The organism is Cupriavidus sp. 10L43_2 (genome assembly GCF_056395265.1).
In genome coordinates this window covers 128,528-148,788 of sequence record NZ_JBFTJE010000002.1, presented here as the reverse complement: position 1 = coordinate 148,788, position 20,261 = coordinate 128,528, and the positions used below count along the sequence as shown (strand labels likewise).

Below are 20,261 nucleotides of genomic sequence, written 5' to 3'. Positions count from 1 at the left end.
GCGCGGCACGGAGGAAGCGGGGAAGCGTTTGGGAAGTCGGCATGGTCTGTCTCCTGTATTTATGATTTGTGATTTATTGCTCACTAATAGCGAGATCACTCGCTGACGGCAACACCTGCAAACCCGGTACGCGCAGCGCGGCGCGTCCCGCGAAGGTGGCCGCGCAGCCCAGTTCCGCCTCGATATAGAGCAGGCGGTTGTACTTGGCGACGCGGTCGGAGCGGCACAGCGAGCCGGTCTTGATCTGCGTGGCTGCCGTGCAGACGCTAAGGTCGGCAATGGTCGTGTCCTCGGTCTCGCCGGAGCGATGCGAGATGACCGAGGCGTAGCCGGCCGCCTCCGCCATGTCGATGGCGTTCAGCGTCTCGGTCAGCGTGCCGATCTGGTTGGGCTTGATCAGGATCGCGTTGGCGGCCCCGCAGTCGATGCCCTGCCGCAGGATCGCCGTGTTGGTGACGAAGAGGTCGTCGCCCACCAGCTGCACGCGCTGGCCCAGCCGCTCGGTCAGCAACTGCCAGCCGGCCCAGTCGCCCTCGGCCATGCCGTCCTCGATGGTGACGATGGGGTACTGATCGACCCACTTGGCCAGCAGGTCGACAAAACCGTCCGCCGAATAGGACCGGCCTTCGGACTGCAACTCGTACCGCCCGTCGCGATGGAACTCCGAACTGGCGACGTCCAGCCCCAGCGCGATGTCCCGCCCGGCCTGGAACCCGGCCTGTTCGATGGCGCGCAGGATGATCTCCAGCGCGTGCTCGTTCGAGGCGAGGTCCGGCGCGAAGCCACCTTCGTCGCCCACGGCGGTGGAAAGCCCCTGCGCCTTGAGCACCGCCTTGAGCGTGTGGAAGATCTCCGCGCCCCAACGCAGGGACTCGGAGAACGACGGGGCGCCCACCGGCAGGATCATGAACTCCTGCATGTCCACGCTGTTGTCGGCATGGGCCCCGCCATTGATGATGTTCATCATCGGCAGCGGCAGGCGGGCGTCGCGGCGCTGGCCTCCGATGGTCCGATAAAGCGGCACGCCGGCCGAAGCCGCCGCCGCCTTCGCGGTGGCCAGCGACACCGCCAGCAGCGCGTTGGCGCCGAGCCGGGACTTCTCTGGCGTGCCGTCGAGCCGGATCAGGCAGTCGTCCACCGCCGCCTGGTCTGCCGCCGGCATGCCGGCCAGCGTGCGGGCGATATCGACGTCGATATGGGCCACGGCCTTGCGCACGCCCTTGCCGAAGTAGCGCCGGGGTTTGCCGTCGCTGTCGCCGTCGCGCAGCTCCAGCGCCTCGCGGGCGCCGGTGGAGGCGCCCGACGGCGCCGCTGCAAAGCCTTGCGAGCCGTCCGACAGCCGCACCTGCGCCGCCACGGTGGGGTTGCCGCGCGAGTCGAGGATCTCGTAGCCGCGAATGTCCTGAATGATGGGCATGGGGGGGTCCTAACGAAATAGCAACTTACTGGACCTGCGCGATTCGCAGCAGATTGGTGGTGCCGGCCACCGCGAAGGGCAGCCCGGCGGAAATCACGATCGAGTCGCCGGCCGCGCCGAAGCCCTCCTTGCGCACGGTCTGGCTGGCTAATTCGGTCATCTCGACCACATCGACCACCTCGTGGCACAGCACCGCGTGTACGCCCCAGGCCAGCGCCAGCCGGCGCGCGGTGGCCATGCGGGGGGTCATGCCGAGGATGGGCACCTCGGGGCGCTCGCGTGCCATGCGCAGCGCCGAGTAGCCGGAACTGGTGTAGGCCACCGTCGCCGGGGACTTCAGCAGCCCGGCCACATGGCGCACCGCCAGCCCGATGGCGTCGGCGGCCTCCGCGCGCGGCGGGGTGTGGGAGGCCTGGATGGCATCGTGATAGAGCGGGTCCGACTCGGTGCGCGAGATGATGCTGTTCATCATCCGCACGGCCTCCACCGGATACCTGCCCGAGGCCGATTCGGCGGACAGCATCACCGCATCGGCGCCGTCGTACACGGCCGTGGCGACGTCCGAGGCTTCCGCGCGGGTCGGCACCGGCGAGGCGATCATCGATTCCAGCATCTGCGTGGCCACGATCACCGGCTTGCCGGCCTTGCGGCAGGCCCGCAGGATCTGCTTCTGCAGCGAGGGCACCAGCTCGGCCGGCATCTCCACGCCAAGGTCGCCGCGCGCCACCATCACGGCATCCGATTCGGCGACGATGGCCTCCAGGCTCTGGATGGCCGCCGGCTTCTCCAGCTTGGCGACGATGCCGGCGCGGTCCTTGACGATGTCCTTGATCTCCAGGATGTCCTCGGGCCGCTGCACGAAGGACAGGGCGATCCAGTCCACGCCGAGCGTCAGGCCGAACTCCAGGTCGCGCCGGTCCTTCTCGGTCATGGCCGACAGGGGCAGCACCACGCCGGGCACGTTGACGCCCTTGCGGTCGGACAGCGTCCCGCCATTGACCACGGTGGTCTCGGCGAAGTCCTTGCCGCAGCGCTCCACGCGCAGGCGGATCTTGCCGTCATCGAGCAGCAACTCGGTCCCTTCCTGCAGCGCTGCGAAGATTTCCGGGTGGGGCAGGCTGACCCGGCTGGCGGTGCCGGCCACGGTGGCGTCGAGGTCGAGCCGGAAGCTGGCGTCGGCGGCCAGCTGGATCGGGCCATCGGCAAACGTGCCGATGCGCAGCTTGGGGCCTTGCAGGTCCAGCAGCACGCCGATGGGGCGGCCACGGTCCCGTTCCACGGCGCGGATGGTGTCCAGCCGCTGCTTGTGGTCGGCGTGGCTGCCGTGGCTGAAGTTGAGCCGGAATACGTCGGCGCCGGCTTCGAACAGCGCGTCGATGACTTCCGGCGACGTGCTCGCGGGGCCCAGTGTGGCCACGATCTTGGCATTGCGGGTGCGTCTCATCTTGTTACTCCCTTCACCGCGCGATCAGGATGGCGCGGAAGTCATTGACATTGGTCAAGGTCGGCCCGGTGACAACCGCATCGCCGAGCGCCTCGAAGAAACCGTGGCCATCGTTGGCCGCCAGCGCGTCCTGCGGGCGGATGCCGAGTTGCCAGGCGCGCGCCAGCGTGTCCGGGCCGGCCAGCGCGCCGGCGATTTCCTCCTGGCCGTCCACGCCATCGGTATCGCCCGCAATGGCATGCACGCCCGGTTCGCCACGCAGCGTCAGCGCCAGCGAGAGCAGGTATTCCACATTCCGCCCGCCGCGCCCGTTGCCGCGCACGGTGACGGTCGTCTCGCCGCCCGAGAGCAGCACGCAGGGCGCCGTGAACGGCTGGCCGTGCCGCGCCACTTCCAGCGCCAGACCGCCCATGACCTTGCCGACATCGCGCGCCTCGCCCTCGATGGCATCGCCCAACAGGTAGGCGCGCAGGCCGGCGCGGCGTGCCACGGCGGCGGCAGCTTCCAGCGCCAGCCGGGGCGTGGCGATCAGCGTGGTGTCGATGGGCGGCAGGCGGGCATCGCCGGGTTTGATGGACTCGGACGCGTCCGAATCGAGCACGGCCAGCACATGCGGCGGCACGTCGATGCCGTAGCGCCGGACGATGGCCAGCGCGTCGGCCCGGGTGGTCGGGTCCGGCACGGTGGGGCCGGAGGCGATGTCGATGGGGTCATCGCCGGGCACATCGGACAACAGCAGGTTGCAGACCCCCGCCGGATGGCAGGCCGCGGCGAGGCGCCCGCCCTTGATCGCCGACAGGTGCCGGCGCACGGTGTTCATCTCGGTGATGGTCGCGCCGGACTTCAGCAGCGACTGGTTGACCGCCTGCTTGTCCGCGAGCGACATGCCGGCCAGCGGCAGCGGCAGCAGCGCGGAGCCGCCGCCCGAGATCAGGCAGATGACGAGGTCGTCCTCGGTCAGCCCGGACACCCGTTCCAGCATGCGCTGCGCGGCGTGGAAGCCGGCGGCGTCCGGCACCGGATGGGCGGCCTCGACGATCTCGATGCGCGCGCACTCCACCGCGTAGCCGTAGCGCGTGACCACCAGCCCTTCCAGCGGATGGGGCCAGGCATCTTCCAGCGCGCGGGCCATGGCCGCCGACGCCTTGCCGGCCCCGATCACGATGGTCCGGCCAGGAGACGGTGGCGGCGGGGGCAGGTGGGCGGCCAGCGTGCGCGCGGGCTGGGCGGCGTGGATGGCCGCCTCGAACATCTCGCGAAGCAGTTGGCGGGCCTGGGTGGCTTCCATGGCGGGGCTCGGGGGGCTCAATTCGGGGGGATCGGCCGCCCGGCCAGTGGCAGGGCGGCGGGGGCAGAAGCGGGGGGTTACGCCGCCTTGGCCTGCTTGTTGGCGGCCAGGTAGTCGCAGACCGCCTTGGTCACCTGGACCGTGGTGGCCTTGCCGCCGAGGTCGCCGGTGTGGAGGGCCGGGTTGGCGGTCACGGCCTCGATGGCGGCCATCACGCGCTTGGCGGCGGCGTCTTCGCCCAGGTGTTCGAGCAGCATCACCACGGACCAGAAGGTGCCCACCGGATTGGCGAGGCCCTTGCCCATGATGTCGAAGGCGGAACCGTGGATCGGCTCGAACATCGACGGGTAGCGGCGTTCCGGGTCGATATTGCCGGTGGGCGCGATGCCGAGGCTGCCGGCCAGCGCGGCGGCGAGGTCGCTCAGGATGTCCGCGTGGAGGTTGGTGGCGACGATGGTGTCCAGCGTCTTCGGGCGGTTGACCATGCGCGCGGTGGCGGCATCGACCAGTTCCTTGTCCCAGGTCACGTCCGGGAAGTCCTTGGCCACTTCCACGGCCACCTCGTCCCACATCACCATGGCGTGGCGCTGGGCGTTGGACTTGGTGATCACGGTCAGCAGCTTGCGCGGACGCGATTGCGCCAGCTTGAAGGCGTAGCGCAGGATGCGCTCCACGCCCACGCGGGTCATCATCGACACATCGGTGGCCGCCTCGATCGGGTGGCCCTGGTGCACGCGGCCGCCCACGCCCGAGTACTCGCCTTCCGAGTTCTCACGCACGATCACCCAGTTCAGGTCTTCGGGGGCGCAGCGCTTGAGCGGGCCGTCGATGCCGGGCAGGATGCGCGTCGGGCGCACGTTGGCGTACTGGTCGAAGCCCTGGCAGATCTTCAGGCGCAGGCCCCACAGCGTGATGTGGTCGGGAATCTGGTTGTCGCCGGCCGAGCCGAACAGGATGGCGTCCTTGCCGCGCAGCGCGTCCAGGCCATCGGCGGGCATCATCACGCCGTGCTGGCGGTAGTAGTCGCCGCCCCAGTCGAAGTTTTCGAATTCGAACTGGAAGCCGGCGCCACCGGCGGCCAGCGCTTCCATCACTTCACGGCCGGCGGGAACCACTTCCTTGCCAATGCCGTCACCGGGGATCGTGGCGATCTTGTACGTCTTCATCTTGTGTCTCCTGGTCAGAATCATCGCTGTAGTGCGTGGGACGGATTCTTGACCGTGGACGCGGTGTTGGATCGACGCTAAAGTTAAACCATCTTTAACCTGACATTAACAATGCCATGAGCGCGACGAGCGGCATTCAACCGTCCGAACTGGGCTTTTTCGCGGCGGTGGCCACGGCGGGCAGCCTGAGCGCGGCGGCGCGGGATCTTGGGATCTCGACGGCGGCGGTCAGCAAGCGGCTGGCCCAGATGGAGGCGCGCATCGGCATGCCGCTGCTGACGCGGACCACGCGCCGGATGGGGCTGACGCCCGAGGGGGAGGTGTTCCTGGAGCACGCGCGGCGCATCCTGGGCGAGATCGACGACCTGAGCCAGTTGCTGACCAGCGCCAAGGGGCGGCCGAGCGGCCTGCTGCGCGTGAACGCCACGCTGGGCTTTGGCCGCATGCATGTGGCGCCGGTCATCGCCGAGTACAGCCGGACCTACCCCGATGTCGATGTGCAGCTCCAGCTGTCGGCGGATCCGCCGCCGCTGACGGAGGATGCCTTCGATGTCTGCGTGCGGTTCGGGGAGCCGCCCGACGCGCGGATCATCGCCAAATTCCTGGCCCCGAACCGGCGCCTGCTGTGCGCCTCGCCCAAATACCTGCGCGAGCACGGCGTGCCGGCCACGCCGGGGGATCTGGCGCGGCACAACTGCATCGGCATCCGGCAGGGCAGCGATGCCTACGGGGTGTGGCGGCTGACCTCGGGCAAGGGCGCCAAGCAGCGCACCGAGGCGATCCATGTGCGTGGCAATTTGACGACCAATGACGGCGAAATCGCCGTGCAGTGGGCGCTGGAGGGCCATGGCATCGTGATGCGCGCCGAATGGGATATCGAGCGCTACCTGCGCAGCGGGCGGCTGGTGCAGGTGTTGCCGCACTACGCCACCCCCGAGGCGAACATCTATGCCGTCTACCAGCAACGGCACCAGTTGTCGTCGCGCATCCGCCTGTTCGTGGAGTTCCTCGGCTCGAAGTTCAGCGAGTTTGGAACCTGATCAGGCTTACTTGACTACTCGATCGATGCCCGCAGGCTGCTCAACCGGTCCAGCGCCTGGCGCAATTCGGCGGTCAGTTCGGCGACCAGCGCGCCGGCGGGCAGGGCGCGGGCGAGCGGTACGGCCTGGCCGGCCCATTGTGCGGCGAACTCGCTGACACCCTTGGCCTTGGCGGCGGCGTGCAGGGCCTTGCCGGCGTCGTAGGTGACGGGATAGTCGGGAATCGCGGGGGTGCCCGGCGCCACGCCGAGGGCGGTGAAGCGGCTGGTGAAGCCCCGCGCGGCGCGGCCGGAAATCGCCCGCGTCAGCGTGGTGGCGCGCGGCTCGGCGGCGGTCAGGGCGGCGCGGTAGGCGGCGTCTGCCGATGATTCATCGCACGCCACGAAGGCGGTGCCCAGTTGCGCGGCCTGCGCGCCCAGTGCCAGCGCGGCGGCAATGCCGGCGCCGTCCATGATGCCGCCGGCGGCGATCACCGGCAGGCTGGTACGCGTCACCAGCACCCGCACCAGCGCCAGCGTGCCCAGTCCTTCGTCATCGCCCTCCGGATCGAACACGCCACGGTGCCCGCCGGCCTCGATGCCTTGCGCGATGATGCCGTCGATGCCCGCCGCCTCGATCTGGCGCGCCTCCCGCAGCGAGGTGGCGCTGGCCAGCAGGAGGATGCCGGCGGCCCGCAGCGCATCGATCTTCTCCTGCGCCGGCAGCCCGAAATGGAAACTGACGACCGCCGGCTTTTCTTCCAGCAGCATCTGATACATCGCCTCGTCGGCCACGAAGCTCTTGTAGATCTCGCGCAGGCCGGCAGGCGGCGTGGCGCCGAATTCGGCGAACTGCGGCGTCAGGTATTGCAGCCAGGCGGCCTCCCGCGCCGCATCGGCCTGGGCCGGGGCGTGGCAGAACAGGTTGATATGGAAGGGCTTGGCGGTCAGCGCGCGGGTCTCGCGGATGACCTTGCGGGCGCCTTCGGCGTCCATCGCCCCAACGCCGAGCGAGCCCAGGCCGCCGGCTTCGGACACGGCGGCGGCCATGGCCGGCGTGCTGACGCCAGCCATCGGCGCCTGGATGATCGGCGTGGCGAGGTTGAGGAGGGAAACCAGATTGCGGGCGGCGGTGTTCATGGCTGGGCTTCAGGTTAGGTGGGCGATGAAGGGGATGGGCCTTGCTGCAGTTCCCGCAGGAACGCCGTGTAGGCCGAGGTGGCGAAGCCGGCGCGCTTCACCAGGAAAGTGTGGACGGTGCGGACCGGCACGGTCTGGAGGTGGGCCATTTCGCGATGCACCGCCAGCAGCGAGCGCGGCACGATGCCCACCGCCGACCCGGCGGCCACATAGGCCAGGATGGCGTGGTAGGACGGCAGGTCGATCACCGAGAGCCGGCGGCGCATGTCGTCGCCCGCCTGCTCCAGCCAGTCTTCGGCACATTGGCGGTAGGTGCAGCCGCGCGCGAAGGCGGCCAGTTGGTGCAGCGTGACGTCCTGCGGCTGGCGCACCGGCGGGTGCGTGGCGGGCAGCACCAGCACCAGTTCCTCGGTTTGCAGGTAGGTGCCGTCGAGGCCGTCGCCCATTTCGGTCAGGTCGATGTCGGCTGGCGCGCCCGTGCCCGGATGTGCCACCACGGCGCAGTCGAGCCGATGGCCGAGCACGGCATCGACCAGCGCCTGCGAGGTGCCCGTGGTCAGCTTCAACGCCACGTCCGGCCAGCGCGCGTGGAAGGCGCCGAGCGGGCGGGGCAGCAGCGTGGCCGCCGAGCTTTCCATCGAACCAAGCCGCAGCGGGCCGCTTGGCGCATCCGTGCGCATCGACTGCCGCGCCTCGTCGGCCAGCGCCAGCAGGCGGTCGGCATAGTCGAGCAGGCGGAGGCCTTCCGGGGTGAGCAACATCTTCTTGCTATCGCGCTGGAACAGGCTGACGCCGAGGCTCTCCTCGAGCTGCTTCACGCGGGTGGTCACGTTCGACTGCACCCGGTCGAGCCGCTTGGCGGCGCGTGTGATGCTTTGCTCACGCGCCACCGCCCGGAAGATCTCTAATTCTGCCAGTTCCACGATTTACGTTCTTCAAACAAGAATGAAAGTAGATGAAGTATCGTGAATGAAGAACGTCAAGTCAAGGGAATGACTTGGGGTAACCAGCCGCTTAGTGGCCGGCGCTCTGGCCGCCATCGACGTGCAGGATCTCGCCCGTCACGAACGAGGCGCTTTCCAGGAACAGCACGGCTTCGGCGATATCGCCCATTTCGCCCATATGGCCCACCGGGTGCAGTGCGCCGAGTGCCTCATGGGTTTCCGGCGCATGCATCGGGGACTTGATGATGCCGGGCGACACGGCGTTCACGCGGATGCCGGTCTTGGCGTACTCGATGGCCAGGGACTTGGTGGCGGCGTTGATGCCACCCTTGGTCAGCGAGGCCAGCACCGACGGCACGCCGGCGATGGCGTGATCGACCAGGCTGGTGGTGATGCTGACCACGTGGCCGCTGCGCTGCTTTTCCATCTCGGCGATGGCCAGCTGGGTGATGTGGAAGAAGCCGGACAGGTTCACGTTGGTCACGGCGGCGTAGTCCTGCGCGGTGTACTGCGTGAACGGCTTGGCGACGAAGATGCCGGCGTTGTTGACCAGCGAGTCGATGCGGCCGAAGGCTTCCAGCGCCGTGGCCACCACGCGGCGGGCGGTGTCGGGGTCGCCGATGTCGCCGGGGACGATGGCGATATCGGGATCGTCGGTCGGCTTGATATTGCGCGCCGTGGCCACCACGCGGTAGCCGCGTGCACGGTAGGCCTTGACCAATTCGGCGCCGATGCCTTGGGATGCGCCAGTCACGATGACAACTTTTTGCGAGGACATTTCAGATTCTCCTGGTAGGGGTTCGGCGTGTTTGCCTTGGGCTCAAATCTAGTGGAGCCGGCCCCAACGAAGAAGGCATTGCCCACATCAACAGTTTTGCGTGGCGGGAACAAGTCGGGAGGACGGGCGGGAAGGCAAAAAAAACGCGCGCCGGCGGGGAGCCGGACGCGCGCGCTTAGGGGAGCTTAGGCGGAGCTTAGGAGATCGAACTACTTGATGTCTGGCGCTGGGCGTTTAGCGCTTAGCGCTTGTCCACGTCCAGCACGGCCTGGGCGAACGCCACCGGCGCTTCCTGCGGCAGGTTGTGGCCGATGCCGCCGGTCAGGTCGCGGTGCTCATAGCGGCCCGTGAACTTGCTGGCATAGGCGCTGGGCTTGGGGTGGGGCGCGCCGTTGGCGTCGCCTTCCATGGTGATGGTCGGGATGCTGATGGTCGGCGCGGTGGCCAGGCGCTTCTCGAGATCGTCGAACTTCGGCTCGCCCTTGACCAGGTCCTGCCGCCAGCGGTAGTTGTGGATGGTGATGGCCACGTGGTCCGGGTTGTCGAAGGCGGTGGCGCTGCGGTTGAAGGTGGCATCGTCGAAATCCCACTTCGGCGACGCCAGCTTCCAGATCAGCTTGGCGAAGTCGTGCGTGTACTTCTGGTAGCCGGCCGCGCCACGGTCCGTGGCGAAGTAGAACTGGTACCACCATTGCAGCTCGGCTTCGGGCGGCAGCGGCACCTTGCCCGCCGCCTGGCTACCGATCAGGTAGCCGCTGACCGAGACCAGGCCCCGGCAACGGTCCGGCCACAGTGCGGCCATGATGTCGGCGGTACGCGCGCCCCAGTCGAAGCCGGCGACGACGGCGGTCTGGATCTTGAGGGCGTCCATCAGCGCGATCATGTCGGCGGCAATCGCCGACGGCTGGCCGTTGCGCATGGTGTCCGGCGAGAGGAAAGTGGTCGTCCCGTTGCCGCGCAGGTAGGGCATGATCACCCGGTAGCCACGCGAGGCCAGCAGCGGCGCCACATCGACAAAGGCGTAGATGTCGTACGGCCAGCCGTGCAGCAGCAGGGCCACGGGGCCATTGGCCGGGCCGGCTTCGGCGTAGCCCACGTTGAGCACGCCGGCCTGGATCTGCTTGAGCGGAGCGAAGCTGGTGTGGCTGCCCGGCTTGGAGGCCGGCAGCGCGGCGGCCTTGGTGATGGCGGACTGCGCCTGTGCGGCCTGCGACAGCGTCAGTTGCGCGGCGGCCAGCGTTGCGGCGGCGGCGCCCAGGAAACCACGACGGGGCAAATCGATTTTTTCCGACATATTGTTCCTCTCTCCTCGGGTCAGTGATGAACTGACACGAAGTCTATGAGGCCATGGCAAGTGCCATGTGTCGGAATGCACGGTTTTTGTATCGCTGTGTATATGGCGATGCCTGACTGACACGCGGATGCAGAAACCGGGGCTCCCCTAGAGCCGTCGATGGGCGAAATGCCCGCGCCGGGCCCCGGCCATCAGGGTGGCGAACTGCTCGGTGCTCATGTGCACTACCTCGTCGCGATCCCCGGCTTCGAAGTAGACATCGGGATGGGTCATCAGGCTGTCATCGAGCCAGGTCTGCGTGCCGTAGGCCATGCCGACCGGGGGCAGCGCGCCAGGGTCGCAGTCCCGGAACACCTCGTGCACGCCTTCCGTACGCGCCCGGGCCAACTGGCGGCCGGTCTGTTCGCAGATTTCCGAGAGTTTCAGGTGATGGGTGGCGGGGATCACGGCGGCGAGGTAGCCCCGGTTGTCCTCCAGCAGCACCGTGCGGGCCAGCCGGTCGCCGGGAATCGATATCGGCCGGGCTGGCGCCGCGCCATCGGGGCTGCCGTGCCGGTGCACGGTCTCGAACTCGCTCTGCGTCTTGCTCAGGCACCTTGCGAGGGCGGTGGACATGGTCATGAGGGCAACCTCCGAGCGTGGGGCGCTACAGTTGTCTGGAGTACGGGAACTATAGGACAAGCGCCTGACGGCATTTGGTTGGGGCTAACCCGAGCATGGCGGGGGGCGGGGAGGTGACCCGGGTGGCCCATAGCAAGCCGCTATCGCGACGATTGCAATCGTCACATTTGGTTGACGGCGGCTCTCAACTATATTTTGTGTGCGGCAGGCTTGCCGAGGCAGGCCCACGTGGAAGCGTCGACGCGGAAAGACTAGAACTAGCGTTGGGTACCCCCCAAAGGAGATCGCATGTCTTACGAAAAGTGTCCCTTCAACCATGCCGCCGGAGGCGGCACCACCAACAAGGACTGGTGGCCCCAGCAGTTGCGGCTGGATCTGCTCAGCCAGCACTCGGACAAGTCCAATCCCCTGGACAAGAGCTTCAACTATGCCGAGGCGTTCAAGACCCTCGACCTCGCCGCGGTCAAGAAAGACCTGACGGCACTGATGACCGACTCGCAGGACTGGTGGCCGGCGGACTTCGGTCACTACGGCGGGTTGTTCATCCGCATGGCCTGGCACAGCGCCGGCACCTACCGCATCGGCGATGGCCGGGGGGGTGGCGGGCGCGGCCAGCAACGGTTCGCCCCGCTCAACAGCTGGCCGGACAACGTGAGCCTGGACAAGGCGCGCCGGCTGCTCTGGCCGATCAAGCAGAAGTACGGGCAGAAGCTTTCCTGGGCGGACCTGATGATCCTGTCCGGCAACGTCGCCCTGGAAAGCATGGGATTCAAGACCTTCGGCTTCGCCGGGGGCCGCGAAGATACCTGGGAACCGGACCAGGACGTGTATTGGGGGAATGAAAAGACCTGGCTGGGCGGCGAAGTCCGCTATGGCAAGGGCGCGGCGGGCAAGGATGACGATGGTGGCGTACTGGTGGCTGACGTCGAGAAGCACGGCCAGGAATCCAGCCGGACCGATCCCGGCCGCTACCTCGAGAATCCGCTCGGCGCGGTGCAGATGGGCCTGATCTATGTCAATCCGGAAGGGCCCGACGGCAATCCGGACCCCATCGCCGCCGCGTATGACATCCGCGATACCTTCGGCCGGATGGCCATGGATGACGAGGAAACCGTGGCGCTGATCGCCGGCGGCCACAGCTTCGGCAAGACCCACGGCGCCGCGCACCCCGAGAACGTGGGCGACGAACCGGAGTCCGCCGAACTGGAACTGCAGGGTTTGGGCTGGCGCAACAAGTTCGGCACTGGCTGCGGCCCGGACACCATCACCAGCGGCCTGGAAGTCACCTGGTCGAATACGCCGACGCAGTGGGGGAACAGCTTCTTCGAGAACCTCTTCAACTTCGAATACGAGCTGACCAAGAGCCCGGCCGGCGCCAATCAGTGGATCGCCAAGGACGCACCGGAGTCGGTGCCGCACGCCTATGACCCGGCCAAGAAGCTCAAGCCGACGATGCTGACCACGGACCTGTCGCTGCGCTTCGACCCCATCTACGAGAAGATCTCGCGGCGCTTCAAGGACGACCCGCAGGCGTTTGCCGATGCCTTCGCCCGTGCGTGGTTCAAGCTGACCCACCGCGACATGGGCCCGCGCGCGCGCTATCTCGGCCCGGAAGTTCCGGCCGAGGAACTGCTCTGGCAGGACCCGATCCCGCCGGTGGACCATCCGCTGGTCAATGACCAGGATGTGGCGGGGCTCAAGCAGAAGATCCTGGCTTCGGGGCTGTCGGTCTCGGAACTGGTGTCCACGGCCTGGGCGTCGGCGTCGACCTTCCGCGGTTCGGACAAGCGCGGCGGGGCCAACGGGGCGCGCATCCGCCTGGCGCCGCAGAAGGACTGGACGGCCAACAATCCGGATCAACTCGGCAAGGTGCTGAAGACGCTGGAAGGCATCCAGAGCGCGTTCAACGGTGCGCAGTCGGGCGGCAAGAAGATCTCGATGGCGGACCTGATCGTGCTGGCGGGCGGCGCCGGCATCGAGAAGGCGGCGGAGGCGGGCGGACAGAAACTGACCGTGCCCTTCACGCCGGGCCGCATGGATGCGTCGCAGGACAAGACCGACGTCCAGTCGGTGGGCGCCCTGGAGCCGAAGGCCGATGGCTTCCGCAACTACCTCGACGCGAAGGTGCAAGCACCGGCCGAAGCCATGCTGATCGACAAGGCGCAACTGCTGACCCTCACCGCCCCGGAAATGACGGCGCTGGTCGGCGGCCTGCGCGTGTTGAAGGTGCAGAGCGGCAAGGATGCCCACGGCGTGTTCACCGATCACCCGGAAACGCTGACCAACGACTTCTTCCGCAACCTGCTCGATATGGGCGTGCAGTGGAAGCCGGTGTCACGGAATGTGTTCGAGGGTAGCGACAAGTCCGGCAAGGTCCGCTGGACCGGCACGCGCGTGGATCTGGTGTTCGGCTCGCACTCGCAGCTGCGGGCGCTGGCCGAGGTCTACGCCAGTGAAGACGGCAAGGAGAAGTTCGCCAAGGACTTCGTGGCGGCGTGGGTCAAGGTGATGAACCTGGACCGGTTTGACCTGAAGAAGTAAGGGGGGAAGGGCGCCGGACGGGAGTCCGGCGCCCCCGCCTCAGGCTGCCACGCCCACGGCAAGCCCCATCGATTCCGCCACCGCCGCCGTATTCGCCGCCTCGGCACCATCGACATCAAGCCACTGGCTGACCGCCCCCCGTACCGTCTGTGCCAGCGCCTGCTTGCGGCGCCAGGCGGAACGCTTCTTCGAGGCGATTTCGGCGATGTCGCGCTCGGGCTGCCGCACGGGGATCTCGATATTGCCGGCGGCGTCTGGCGTGCCGTGGTACTCCATCCAGAATCCCTCGTAGTCGCACTGGATCTCGCGCGGCGTATGGCGCTGGCGGCCGACGTGATTCGCCCGGGACACCGCCGTCACGCGGCGCGCGCCGATATGGCCGGCGAAGGCCAGCAGCGCTTCCATGACCACGTCCTTGGGGCGCAGGCCCTCGCAGGCGCGCGTGGCGATGCGGATGCGCTCCCGGGCGGTCTCGCCCATCGTGCCCTGCAGGCCGCCGATGAACACCTCGGGGCCGGCCGGGCCCTGGCGCAGGTAGAAACTCAGTTGGGCGAGGCAGATGCCGGCTTCCTGGTCGATCCAGTAGAACGCCAGTTCGCCTTCCTTGGGATTGGGACCGGGATCGGCCAGGCGCAGCTGGTAGCCGCCGTCCGCCGAGGTCCAGGTCAGGCCGCCTGACATATAGATACGGTCGCAGACGCAGGCCGGCACCATCGCGGCCATGACGGCGTAGTGCTCGATCATCAGCCGGGCGCGCTCGTAGAAACACAGGCCCAGCGCGCCGAGCGGGCGGAACGGCTTCTCCAGCACCAACGGCCGGGCCGTGGCCACCCGTTGCAGCAGCACGCAGGACGCCGCTGCGCCCAACCACAGGCGGGCGGCATTGCCACGCGTGGCCGCCACGGCCAGCAGCCGCAGACGTCGAGACAGCCACTTTCGGCTGCCCGACGGGTAACAGATCGACGACACCGAGGCCACGGCAGTCAAATATTTCAGATACCGGGCCGGAAAATGCTCAAAACGTCCCGCTGCGTCGGCTTGGGAAAGCCCCCGCAAGGTCAAAAATGTTGCTTGCACGACTTAACGCTCCCCTGATTCACGCGCCGTTCCTTCGATGGGAACTGGCTGCGCATATGGCTTCCCTGTCCGCAACGCCCAAAATGAGCGCCAGGTATGGCTAGCCCGTCACTTTTTTCTTGTCGTGCGGGGTGTGCAGGCCAGCTCGTAATATTTCGTAACGCTTTGAAATATTGCCGGTTGACAGGGGGATACCCGGGGGATGCCTTCTTTTGGGGAATACCTCCGGCAATCCTCCTTCGGGGGGATGTGTCGCTTAAGACATAAATCGGACACACAGCGTTAAAATCCTCGCCGCCGCGCATGCCAGCATAGGGATGCCGGGGGGTCCAAGACATCGAAAAATCAAAAGCAATTTTTGGGGAAATCCATGAAGAGGATGGGAAATCTGGTGGCCTGCGTCATGCTGGCCGGGGTTCTGGCCGCCTGTGGTGGCGGTGATGGGGATGGCGGCAGCGCGCTGAACGTCAGCGCCACAGGCAGCCAGACGCAGGGCACCAGCGTCGGTGCGGGGGGAAGCACCACGCTGAACGTGCAGTCGAGCGACTTTATTCGTCTGCAAACCAGCCAGCCGGTGCGCTGGCAGGCAGTGATCACGAGCGACAAGACGACGGTCACCAACCAGGTGCTGACCGAGACCCAGTGGTCCGGCAATCTGGTCAGCCCCACGGGCGACGCCATCACCCTGACGGCGACGCAGGTCAGCGATCCGTCCAAGGTGTTCACGCTGAAGATCGCCGTGGCGCCGCAGCGCTACAACGGCGTGGCGTACAAGGTGGGCGAGGTGGCGACGTTTGCGGAGACGCAAGTCCGCTTCAACGGCACCACGACGACCGAGAACCTGGCCTACACCATCGCCTCCGTGAGCAACGGGCGGGCGATGATCACCAGCGCCGACGCCATCACGAACGCGCCGGACACCAGCTACGTGCAGGACCTGGATCGCAACCGCCTGTCGCGCACGTACACCAACGGCAATGTGTGCACGTATTCGCCCAAACGCACGCTCTATGAGCTGCCGCTCTACGTCGGCAAGACCTGGACCGGCGCGTGGGACTACGCTTGCCAGATGGGTTACACCGAAAAGGGCGCGGTGGTCGGCAAGGTGGAAACGTATGAAAGCATCACGACGCCGGCTGGCACGTTCAACGCGCTGCGTCTCGCTTTCACGATCACGTACACCAACTCGAACGACACCCAGCTGCCCAATGGCGCCGCGGGCAACGCCACCTACAAGGAGACGATCCTGGGCTGGTGGGCGCCGGACCTGGGCCGCGTCGTCAAGTGGCAGTCGAACTATTCCTATGCAACGGGTTTCGCAAATCCGACGTATATGACGACGTACACGCAGACGCTGACCAGCCTCCGTTGATCGCTCGCTGACGAAGCACAAAGTAGTAGGGCTCCCCGCAACGGGGAGCCTGATCACCGCCCGGGGATTCTCAGGTAGCCTATGCCGGGCACACCTGCCCGCCTGACCGCCCACGCCATGCCCACCGCCATCCGCAACGCGCTTGTCTGGATCTTCGATGCATTCGAGCGGGATCCCACCTACGTCTGCAAACGGATGTTTGGCAGCGATGCCGCCTACATCGACGGGAACCTGTGCCTGATCGCGGCGGATCGCGACGACCCGTGGAACGGGCTGCTGGTTTGCACCTCCCACGAGCACCACGCCGCGCTGATCGCGGACATGCCGGCCTTGCGGCCGCACCCGGTGCTAGGCAAATGGCTGTATGTGCCCCAGACCGATCCGGCGTTCGAGGAAGCTGCCGAATGGCTGGTGGCACGCGTGTTCGAACGGGATGCACGCGTGGGCGTAGAGCCGAAGCCCTCCCGGCGGCGAAAGGGATCGATGCTGCCGAAGAACGGTTAGGGAAGGTCTCACGATACCGAACGGATCGTGCCGCCGTCGACGCGGATCGTGGCGCCGTTGACATAGTCGGCGTATCGGCTGCACAGGTAGGCGACGGCGGCGGCGATCTCCTCGGGGCGGCCCAGGCGCCCGACATCGTTGGGCACCATGTCGCGGACGCAGCCCCGCTCGATCTCTTCCCAGCTGTCTCCCCAGCCGTGGTGCGGCGCGATCGATTCGAGCAGGCTTTTGACCGCCGGCACAAGGATGGCCCCGGGGGCGACGATGTTCGACGTCACACCGGTACGCTTCAGTTCGCGAGCCAGCGATACCGCGAGGTTATGGCGCGCGGCGAGCGACGCGTTGTAGTCCGGCAGGCCGGCCCCCGGTTGGCCCGCCAGGCCGCCGCCGATCTGGATCACGCGCCCCCAGCCGCGCTCGCGCATCGCGGGGACGAACCGCTGGATCATCCGCACGGCGGACAGGACATTAGCCTCGAAGGTCTCGGTCCATTGGTCGGGCACGGCAGTCGTCCAGTTCAAATGCTGGTAGCGGCCCGCGTTGTTGACCAGGATGTCGACAGGGCCGCCTTTGCGGACCTGCGTGGCGACGGCATCGGCGCCGGCATCGGTGGAAAGGTCGCCCAGGGCCAACCCGGCCATCCCGCCGCTGGCCTCGATCTCCGCGATCACCGCATCCGCCCGCTCCCGGTTCCTGCCGTGCACGATCACGGTCGCCCCTTCAGCGGCCAGCATCTTTGCTATCGCTTCACCGATCCCTGCGGTTGCGCCCGTTACCAGGGCGCGTTTTCCCTTGATTTGCAAATCCATCATCCACTCCAGTGGGCTAAAGTTCTACAAGTGTATAATTTTGTTTCGTGAAAGTCTACGAGTGTAGAAATTATGAAGGCACTGGGCAAGAAGGGCGCTGCAACGCGACAGGTCATCCTGGATGCCGCGCGACAGTCGTTTACGGCATCGGGCTATGACGTGGGGGTTCGGGAGATCGCCGAGGCTGCCGGCGTGACGGCGATGCTGGTCAATCGTTACTTCGGATCGAAAGACCAACTGTTCGAGGAGGTGGTGGATACGGTGCTGGCCGCGCCCGGCATCGTGACGGCGGAGGTCATGGACGATCGGCCCGCCATGCAGGCGTTTTGCAGGGCGCTGGCGCGCGGCTTGGTGACGCGGACCATGCCCGAGGCCACGCCGATGGACGGTTTCCTGATCATGCTGCGTTCGGCAAATAGTCCGAAGGCTTCGGCGATTCTGCGCGGCAAGTTCGAGCAGGTTTTCGCACAGCCGCTGGCCGCGCGGCTACCCGGGCCCCAGGCTGGCCAACGCGCCGCGATGCTGCTGGCCGTGATTGCGGGCGTTCAACTCATGCGCCAGGTGGTTGAGATGGCGGGGCTGACCGAAGCGGATCCGGAGGACCTTGCCGTCCAACTGGAGGGGATTTTCTGCTTGCTGGCCGGGATTACGCCTGAAACTGTTCGACCAGGAAATCGATAAAGGCCCTGGCTCGGGCGGTTTGATTCCGGCGCTGGGAGTAATACACGAACAGGTCAGCGGAGGGGATCTTGTCATCGGGCAGGACGACGCGGAGGCGTCCGCTCTCGAGATACTTGGCCAGATCCCATTCCGAGCGAATCAGGATGCCGTGACCGTCCAGCGCCCACCCCAGGACAATATCTCCGTCATTACTCGATAGCGCGCCATCCACCTTGACGGTCTCCTGACGACCGTCATGTTCCAGACGCCATACGCCGTAGGCGTCGTCATTTTGTCGATGGACAATGCAGCGGTGGTGGGCAAGGTCCGCCGGCGATTTTGGGGTGCCATGCCGCTCCAGGTAGCCCGGCGACGCGCAAAGGAATCGTCGGTTCGACATAATGCGCCGCGCGGCCAGGCGGGTGTCCGGCAGGGTCCCAAAACGGATCGCCAGGTCGAAACCGCTTTCTACGAGATCCACCGGGCGGTCAGTCACTTCCAGCTGGACTTCGACGTGCGCATAGCGCCGTGCGAATTCCGAGACCAGCGGTGCGATGGTGGTTCGACCGAAGCCCAGTGAGGCATTCACTTTCAATAGCCCGCGTGGCTCGGCGCCGCTGCTCGATACGACGTTCTCCATTTCCCTGAGGTCCGCCAGGATGCGTGTGGCATAGGCGAGATAGGTCTCGCCTTCGTTCGTCAAGCTGATGCTGCGGGTCGTGCGGTTCACCAGCCGGACGCCCAGGCGACTCTCCATTATGGCAAGCCGCTTGGTCGCCGCGGGAGGCGTGAGATCCAGCTCCCGCGCCGCGCCCGAGAGGCTGCCCAGCTTGGCCACCAGGACAAAGAACTCAAGCTCCGAGGCAACGTCAGTTTTCACTTGGATTTAATAATGTTTTGAATTGGATTCAATTCTAGAGCATGGTTCTCCGCCTACGCTACGGATTCCCCACGCGTATGCGTGTGCTATTTGTGCATCAGGAGACACATCGTGAGAATCGTTGAAATCCGGGAGAAGACGCTCCCCATCAGCTCGCCCATCCGCAACGCCTATATCGATTTCAGCAAAATGACCCTCAGCCTGGTGGCGGTCATTACGGACGTGATCCGTGACGGCAAACCGGTGGTGGGCTACGGCTTCAACTCGAACGGCCGCTACGGCCAGGGCACGCTGATGCGCGAGCGGTTTATCCCGCGCCTGATGGAAGCCGATCCCGATTCGCTGGTGGACGCCACCGGCAACAACCTGGATCCGCACAAGGTCTGGGACACGATGTTCAAGAACGAAAAGCCCGGCGGGCATGGCGAGCGCTCCGTGGCCATCGGCACCATCGACATGGCCATTTGGGATGCCGTGGCGAAAATCGAAGGAAAACCGCTGTTCCAGTTATTGGCGGAGCGCTATGGCAACGGCCAGCCTGACCGCAAGGTGTTCGTCTATGCCGCCGGCGGTTATTACTATCCCGGCCAGGATCACGGCAAGCTCAAGGACGAGATGCGCAGCTATATCGACCGTGGCTATACCGTGGTGAAGAAGAAAATCGGCGGTGCGTCATTGGACGAAGATCTGCGCCGCATCGATTCGATTCTGAGCGTGCTGCAGGACGGCCAGAAACTCGCGGTGGACGCGAATGGCCGCTTCGACCTCGACACCGCTATTCAATATGCGAAGGCGCTGTCGCAATACGACCTGTTCTGGTACGAGGAGCCGGGCGATCCGCTGGACTTCGAACTCCAGGCCACGCTGCGCAATTACTACGACAAGCCCATGGCCACCGGTGAGGACCTGTTCTCGATGCAGGACGCCCGCAATCTGATCCGCTATGGCGGCATGCGTCCAGATCGTGATTGGTTGCAATTCGACTGTGCACTGAGCTATGGCCTGGTCGAGTATCTGCGCACGCTCGACATGCTCAAGCAACACGGCTGGTCGGCCAGCCGCTGCATTCCGCACGGGGGACACCAGATGTCGCTGAATATCGCCGCTGGCCTGGGCCTCGGCGGCAATGAAAGCTATCCGGACCTCTTCCAACCGTTTGGCGGCTTTCCGGACGGCGTCAAGGTAGAGAAAGGCTACCTCACGATGCCTGACTTGCCGGGTATCGGCTTCGAGGGTAAGTCGGACCTGTACAGCGTGATGCGGCAACTGTCGGCGTAAGCCGCACGGTTAAATAAACGAAGCGGAGGC

General features: G+C 66.3%; 18 protein-coding genes. 6 read left to right on the top strand and 12 right to left on the bottom strand.

From position 1 onward, the window contains the following. Positions 1-73: 73 nt before the first annotated feature. The 4 genes from eno to AC1DEL_RS02930 form a co-directional block, all read right to left on the bottom strand. Positions 74-1,417: a phosphopyruvate hydratase gene (eno, locus tag AC1DEL_RS02945; RefSeq protein ID WP_092301211.1), complete on the bottom strand. Its 1,344-nt coding sequence runs from the start codon at positions 1,415-1,417 to the stop codon at positions 74-76. 25 nt (positions 1,418-1,442) lie between these two features. After that, positions 1,443-2,861, bottom strand: a complete 1,419-nt coding sequence (gene pyk, locus AC1DEL_RS02940) for a pyruvate kinase (protein WP_092301214.1) — start codon at positions 2,859-2,861, stop codon at positions 1,443-1,445. Between the two features lie 13 nt (positions 2,862-2,874). Beyond that, the gene (locus AC1DEL_RS02935; RefSeq protein ID WP_477125183.1) at positions 2,875-4,149 is read right to left on the bottom strand and encodes a glycerate kinase type-2 family protein; all 1,275 of its coding nucleotides are present in this window, start codon (positions 4,147-4,149) and stop codon (positions 2,875-2,877) included. A gap of 77 nt (positions 4,150-4,226) precedes the next feature. Further along, on the bottom strand, positions 4,227-5,315 hold the full coding sequence (locus AC1DEL_RS02930; protein ID WP_092301220.1) for a tartrate dehydrogenase: 1,089 nt from the start codon (positions 5,313-5,315) through the stop codon (positions 4,227-4,229). 116 nt (positions 5,316-5,431) lie between these two features. Here AC1DEL_RS02930 and AC1DEL_RS02925 point away from each other — a divergent pair, with 116 nt between their 5' ends. Beyond that, complete coding sequence (locus AC1DEL_RS02925; protein WP_144195318.1) at positions 5,432-6,355, top strand: LysR family transcriptional regulator; 924 nt, start codon at positions 5,432-5,434, stop codon at positions 6,353-6,355. Positions 6,356-6,369: 14 nt separating this feature from the next. On the opposite strand, the gene AC1DEL_RS02920 is transcribed toward AC1DEL_RS02925, so the two are convergent. The 5 genes from AC1DEL_RS02920 to AC1DEL_RS02900 all read right to left on the bottom strand — a co-directional run bounded on the left by AC1DEL_RS02920 (position 6,370) and on the right by AC1DEL_RS02900 (position 11,110). Then, the gene (locus AC1DEL_RS02920) at positions 6,370-7,473 is read right to left on the bottom strand and encodes an NAD(P)H-dependent flavin oxidoreductase (RefSeq protein WP_454757066.1); all 1,104 of its coding nucleotides are present in this window, start codon (positions 7,471-7,473) and stop codon (positions 6,370-6,372) included. A gap of 14 nt (positions 7,474-7,487) precedes the next feature. After that, positions 7,488-8,396, bottom strand: a complete 909-nt coding sequence (locus tag AC1DEL_RS02915) for a LysR substrate-binding domain-containing protein (protein WP_441645226.1) — start codon at positions 8,394-8,396, stop codon at positions 7,488-7,490. A 91-nt stretch (positions 8,397-8,487) separates the two neighbouring features. Next, a complete protein-coding gene (locus AC1DEL_RS02910) occupies positions 8,488-9,195 on the bottom strand; it encodes an SDR family NAD(P)-dependent oxidoreductase (protein WP_441590956.1) in 708 nt (235 codons plus the stop codon). A gap of 241 nt (positions 9,196-9,436) precedes the next feature. Further along, positions 9,437-10,489 carry an alpha/beta fold hydrolase gene (locus AC1DEL_RS02905; RefSeq protein WP_441590954.1) on the bottom strand — a complete coding sequence of 351 codons (1,053 nt, stop codon included), beginning with the start codon at positions 10,487-10,489 and terminating at the stop codon, positions 9,437-9,439. Positions 10,490-10,636: 147 nt separating this feature from the next. Beyond that, a complete protein-coding gene (locus AC1DEL_RS02900; protein ID WP_092301238.1) occupies positions 10,637-11,110 on the bottom strand; it encodes an aminoacyl-tRNA deacylase in 474 nt (157 codons plus the stop codon). A 288-nt stretch (positions 11,111-11,398) separates the two neighbouring features. Between AC1DEL_RS02900 and katG the strand changes: the two genes are divergently transcribed. Then, entirely contained in the window at positions 11,399-13,651 is a 2,253-nt protein-coding gene (katG, locus tag AC1DEL_RS02895; RefSeq protein WP_477125182.1) for a catalase/peroxidase HPI, read from the top strand. Between the two features lie 39 nt (positions 13,652-13,690). On the opposite strand, the gene AC1DEL_RS02890 is transcribed toward katG, so the two are convergent. After that, the gene (locus AC1DEL_RS02890) at positions 13,691-14,629 is read right to left on the bottom strand and encodes a VirK/YbjX family protein (RefSeq protein WP_441591169.1); all 939 of its coding nucleotides are present in this window, start codon (positions 14,627-14,629) and stop codon (positions 13,691-13,693) included. A gap of 469 nt (positions 14,630-15,098) precedes the next feature. Between AC1DEL_RS02890 and AC1DEL_RS02885 the strand changes: the two genes are divergently transcribed. Further along, entirely contained in the window at positions 15,099-16,100 is a 1,002-nt protein-coding gene (locus tag AC1DEL_RS02885; RefSeq protein WP_477125181.1) for a hypothetical protein, read from the top strand. Between the two features lie 117 nt (positions 16,101-16,217). After that, the gene (locus AC1DEL_RS02880) at positions 16,218-16,604 is read left to right on the top strand and encodes a hypothetical protein (protein ID WP_092301334.1); all 387 of its coding nucleotides are present in this window, start codon (positions 16,218-16,220) and stop codon (positions 16,602-16,604) included. Positions 16,605-16,612: 8 nt separating this feature from the next. On the opposite strand, the gene AC1DEL_RS02875 is transcribed toward AC1DEL_RS02880, so the two are convergent. Next, complete coding sequence (locus AC1DEL_RS02875) at positions 16,613-17,416, bottom strand: SDR family NAD(P)-dependent oxidoreductase (RefSeq protein WP_441590950.1); 804 nt, start codon at positions 17,414-17,416, stop codon at positions 16,613-16,615. Positions 17,417-17,485: 69 nt separating this feature from the next. Here AC1DEL_RS02875 and AC1DEL_RS02870 point away from each other — a divergent pair, with 69 nt between their 5' ends. Then, complete coding sequence (locus AC1DEL_RS02870) at positions 17,486-18,094, top strand: TetR/AcrR family transcriptional regulator (RefSeq protein WP_441590948.1); 609 nt, start codon at positions 17,486-17,488, stop codon at positions 18,092-18,094. On the opposite strand, the gene AC1DEL_RS02865 is transcribed toward AC1DEL_RS02870, so the two are convergent. Beyond that, the gene (locus AC1DEL_RS02865; protein WP_441590946.1) at positions 18,060-18,953 is read right to left on the bottom strand and encodes a LysR family transcriptional regulator; all 894 of its coding nucleotides are present in this window, start codon (positions 18,951-18,953) and stop codon (positions 18,060-18,062) included. The two genes, AC1DEL_RS02870 and AC1DEL_RS02865, sit on opposite strands and share 35 nt — an antisense overlap. Positions 18,954-19,064: 111 nt before the next feature. Between AC1DEL_RS02865 and AC1DEL_RS02860 the strand changes: the two genes are divergently transcribed. Beyond that, positions 19,065-20,231 (top strand): mandelate racemase/muconate lactonizing enzyme family protein, encoded by a 1,167-nt coding sequence (locus AC1DEL_RS02860; RefSeq protein ID WP_477125180.1) that lies wholly within the window; start codon positions 19,065-19,067, stop codon positions 20,229-20,231. Positions 20,232-20,261 lie beyond the last annotated feature (30 nt).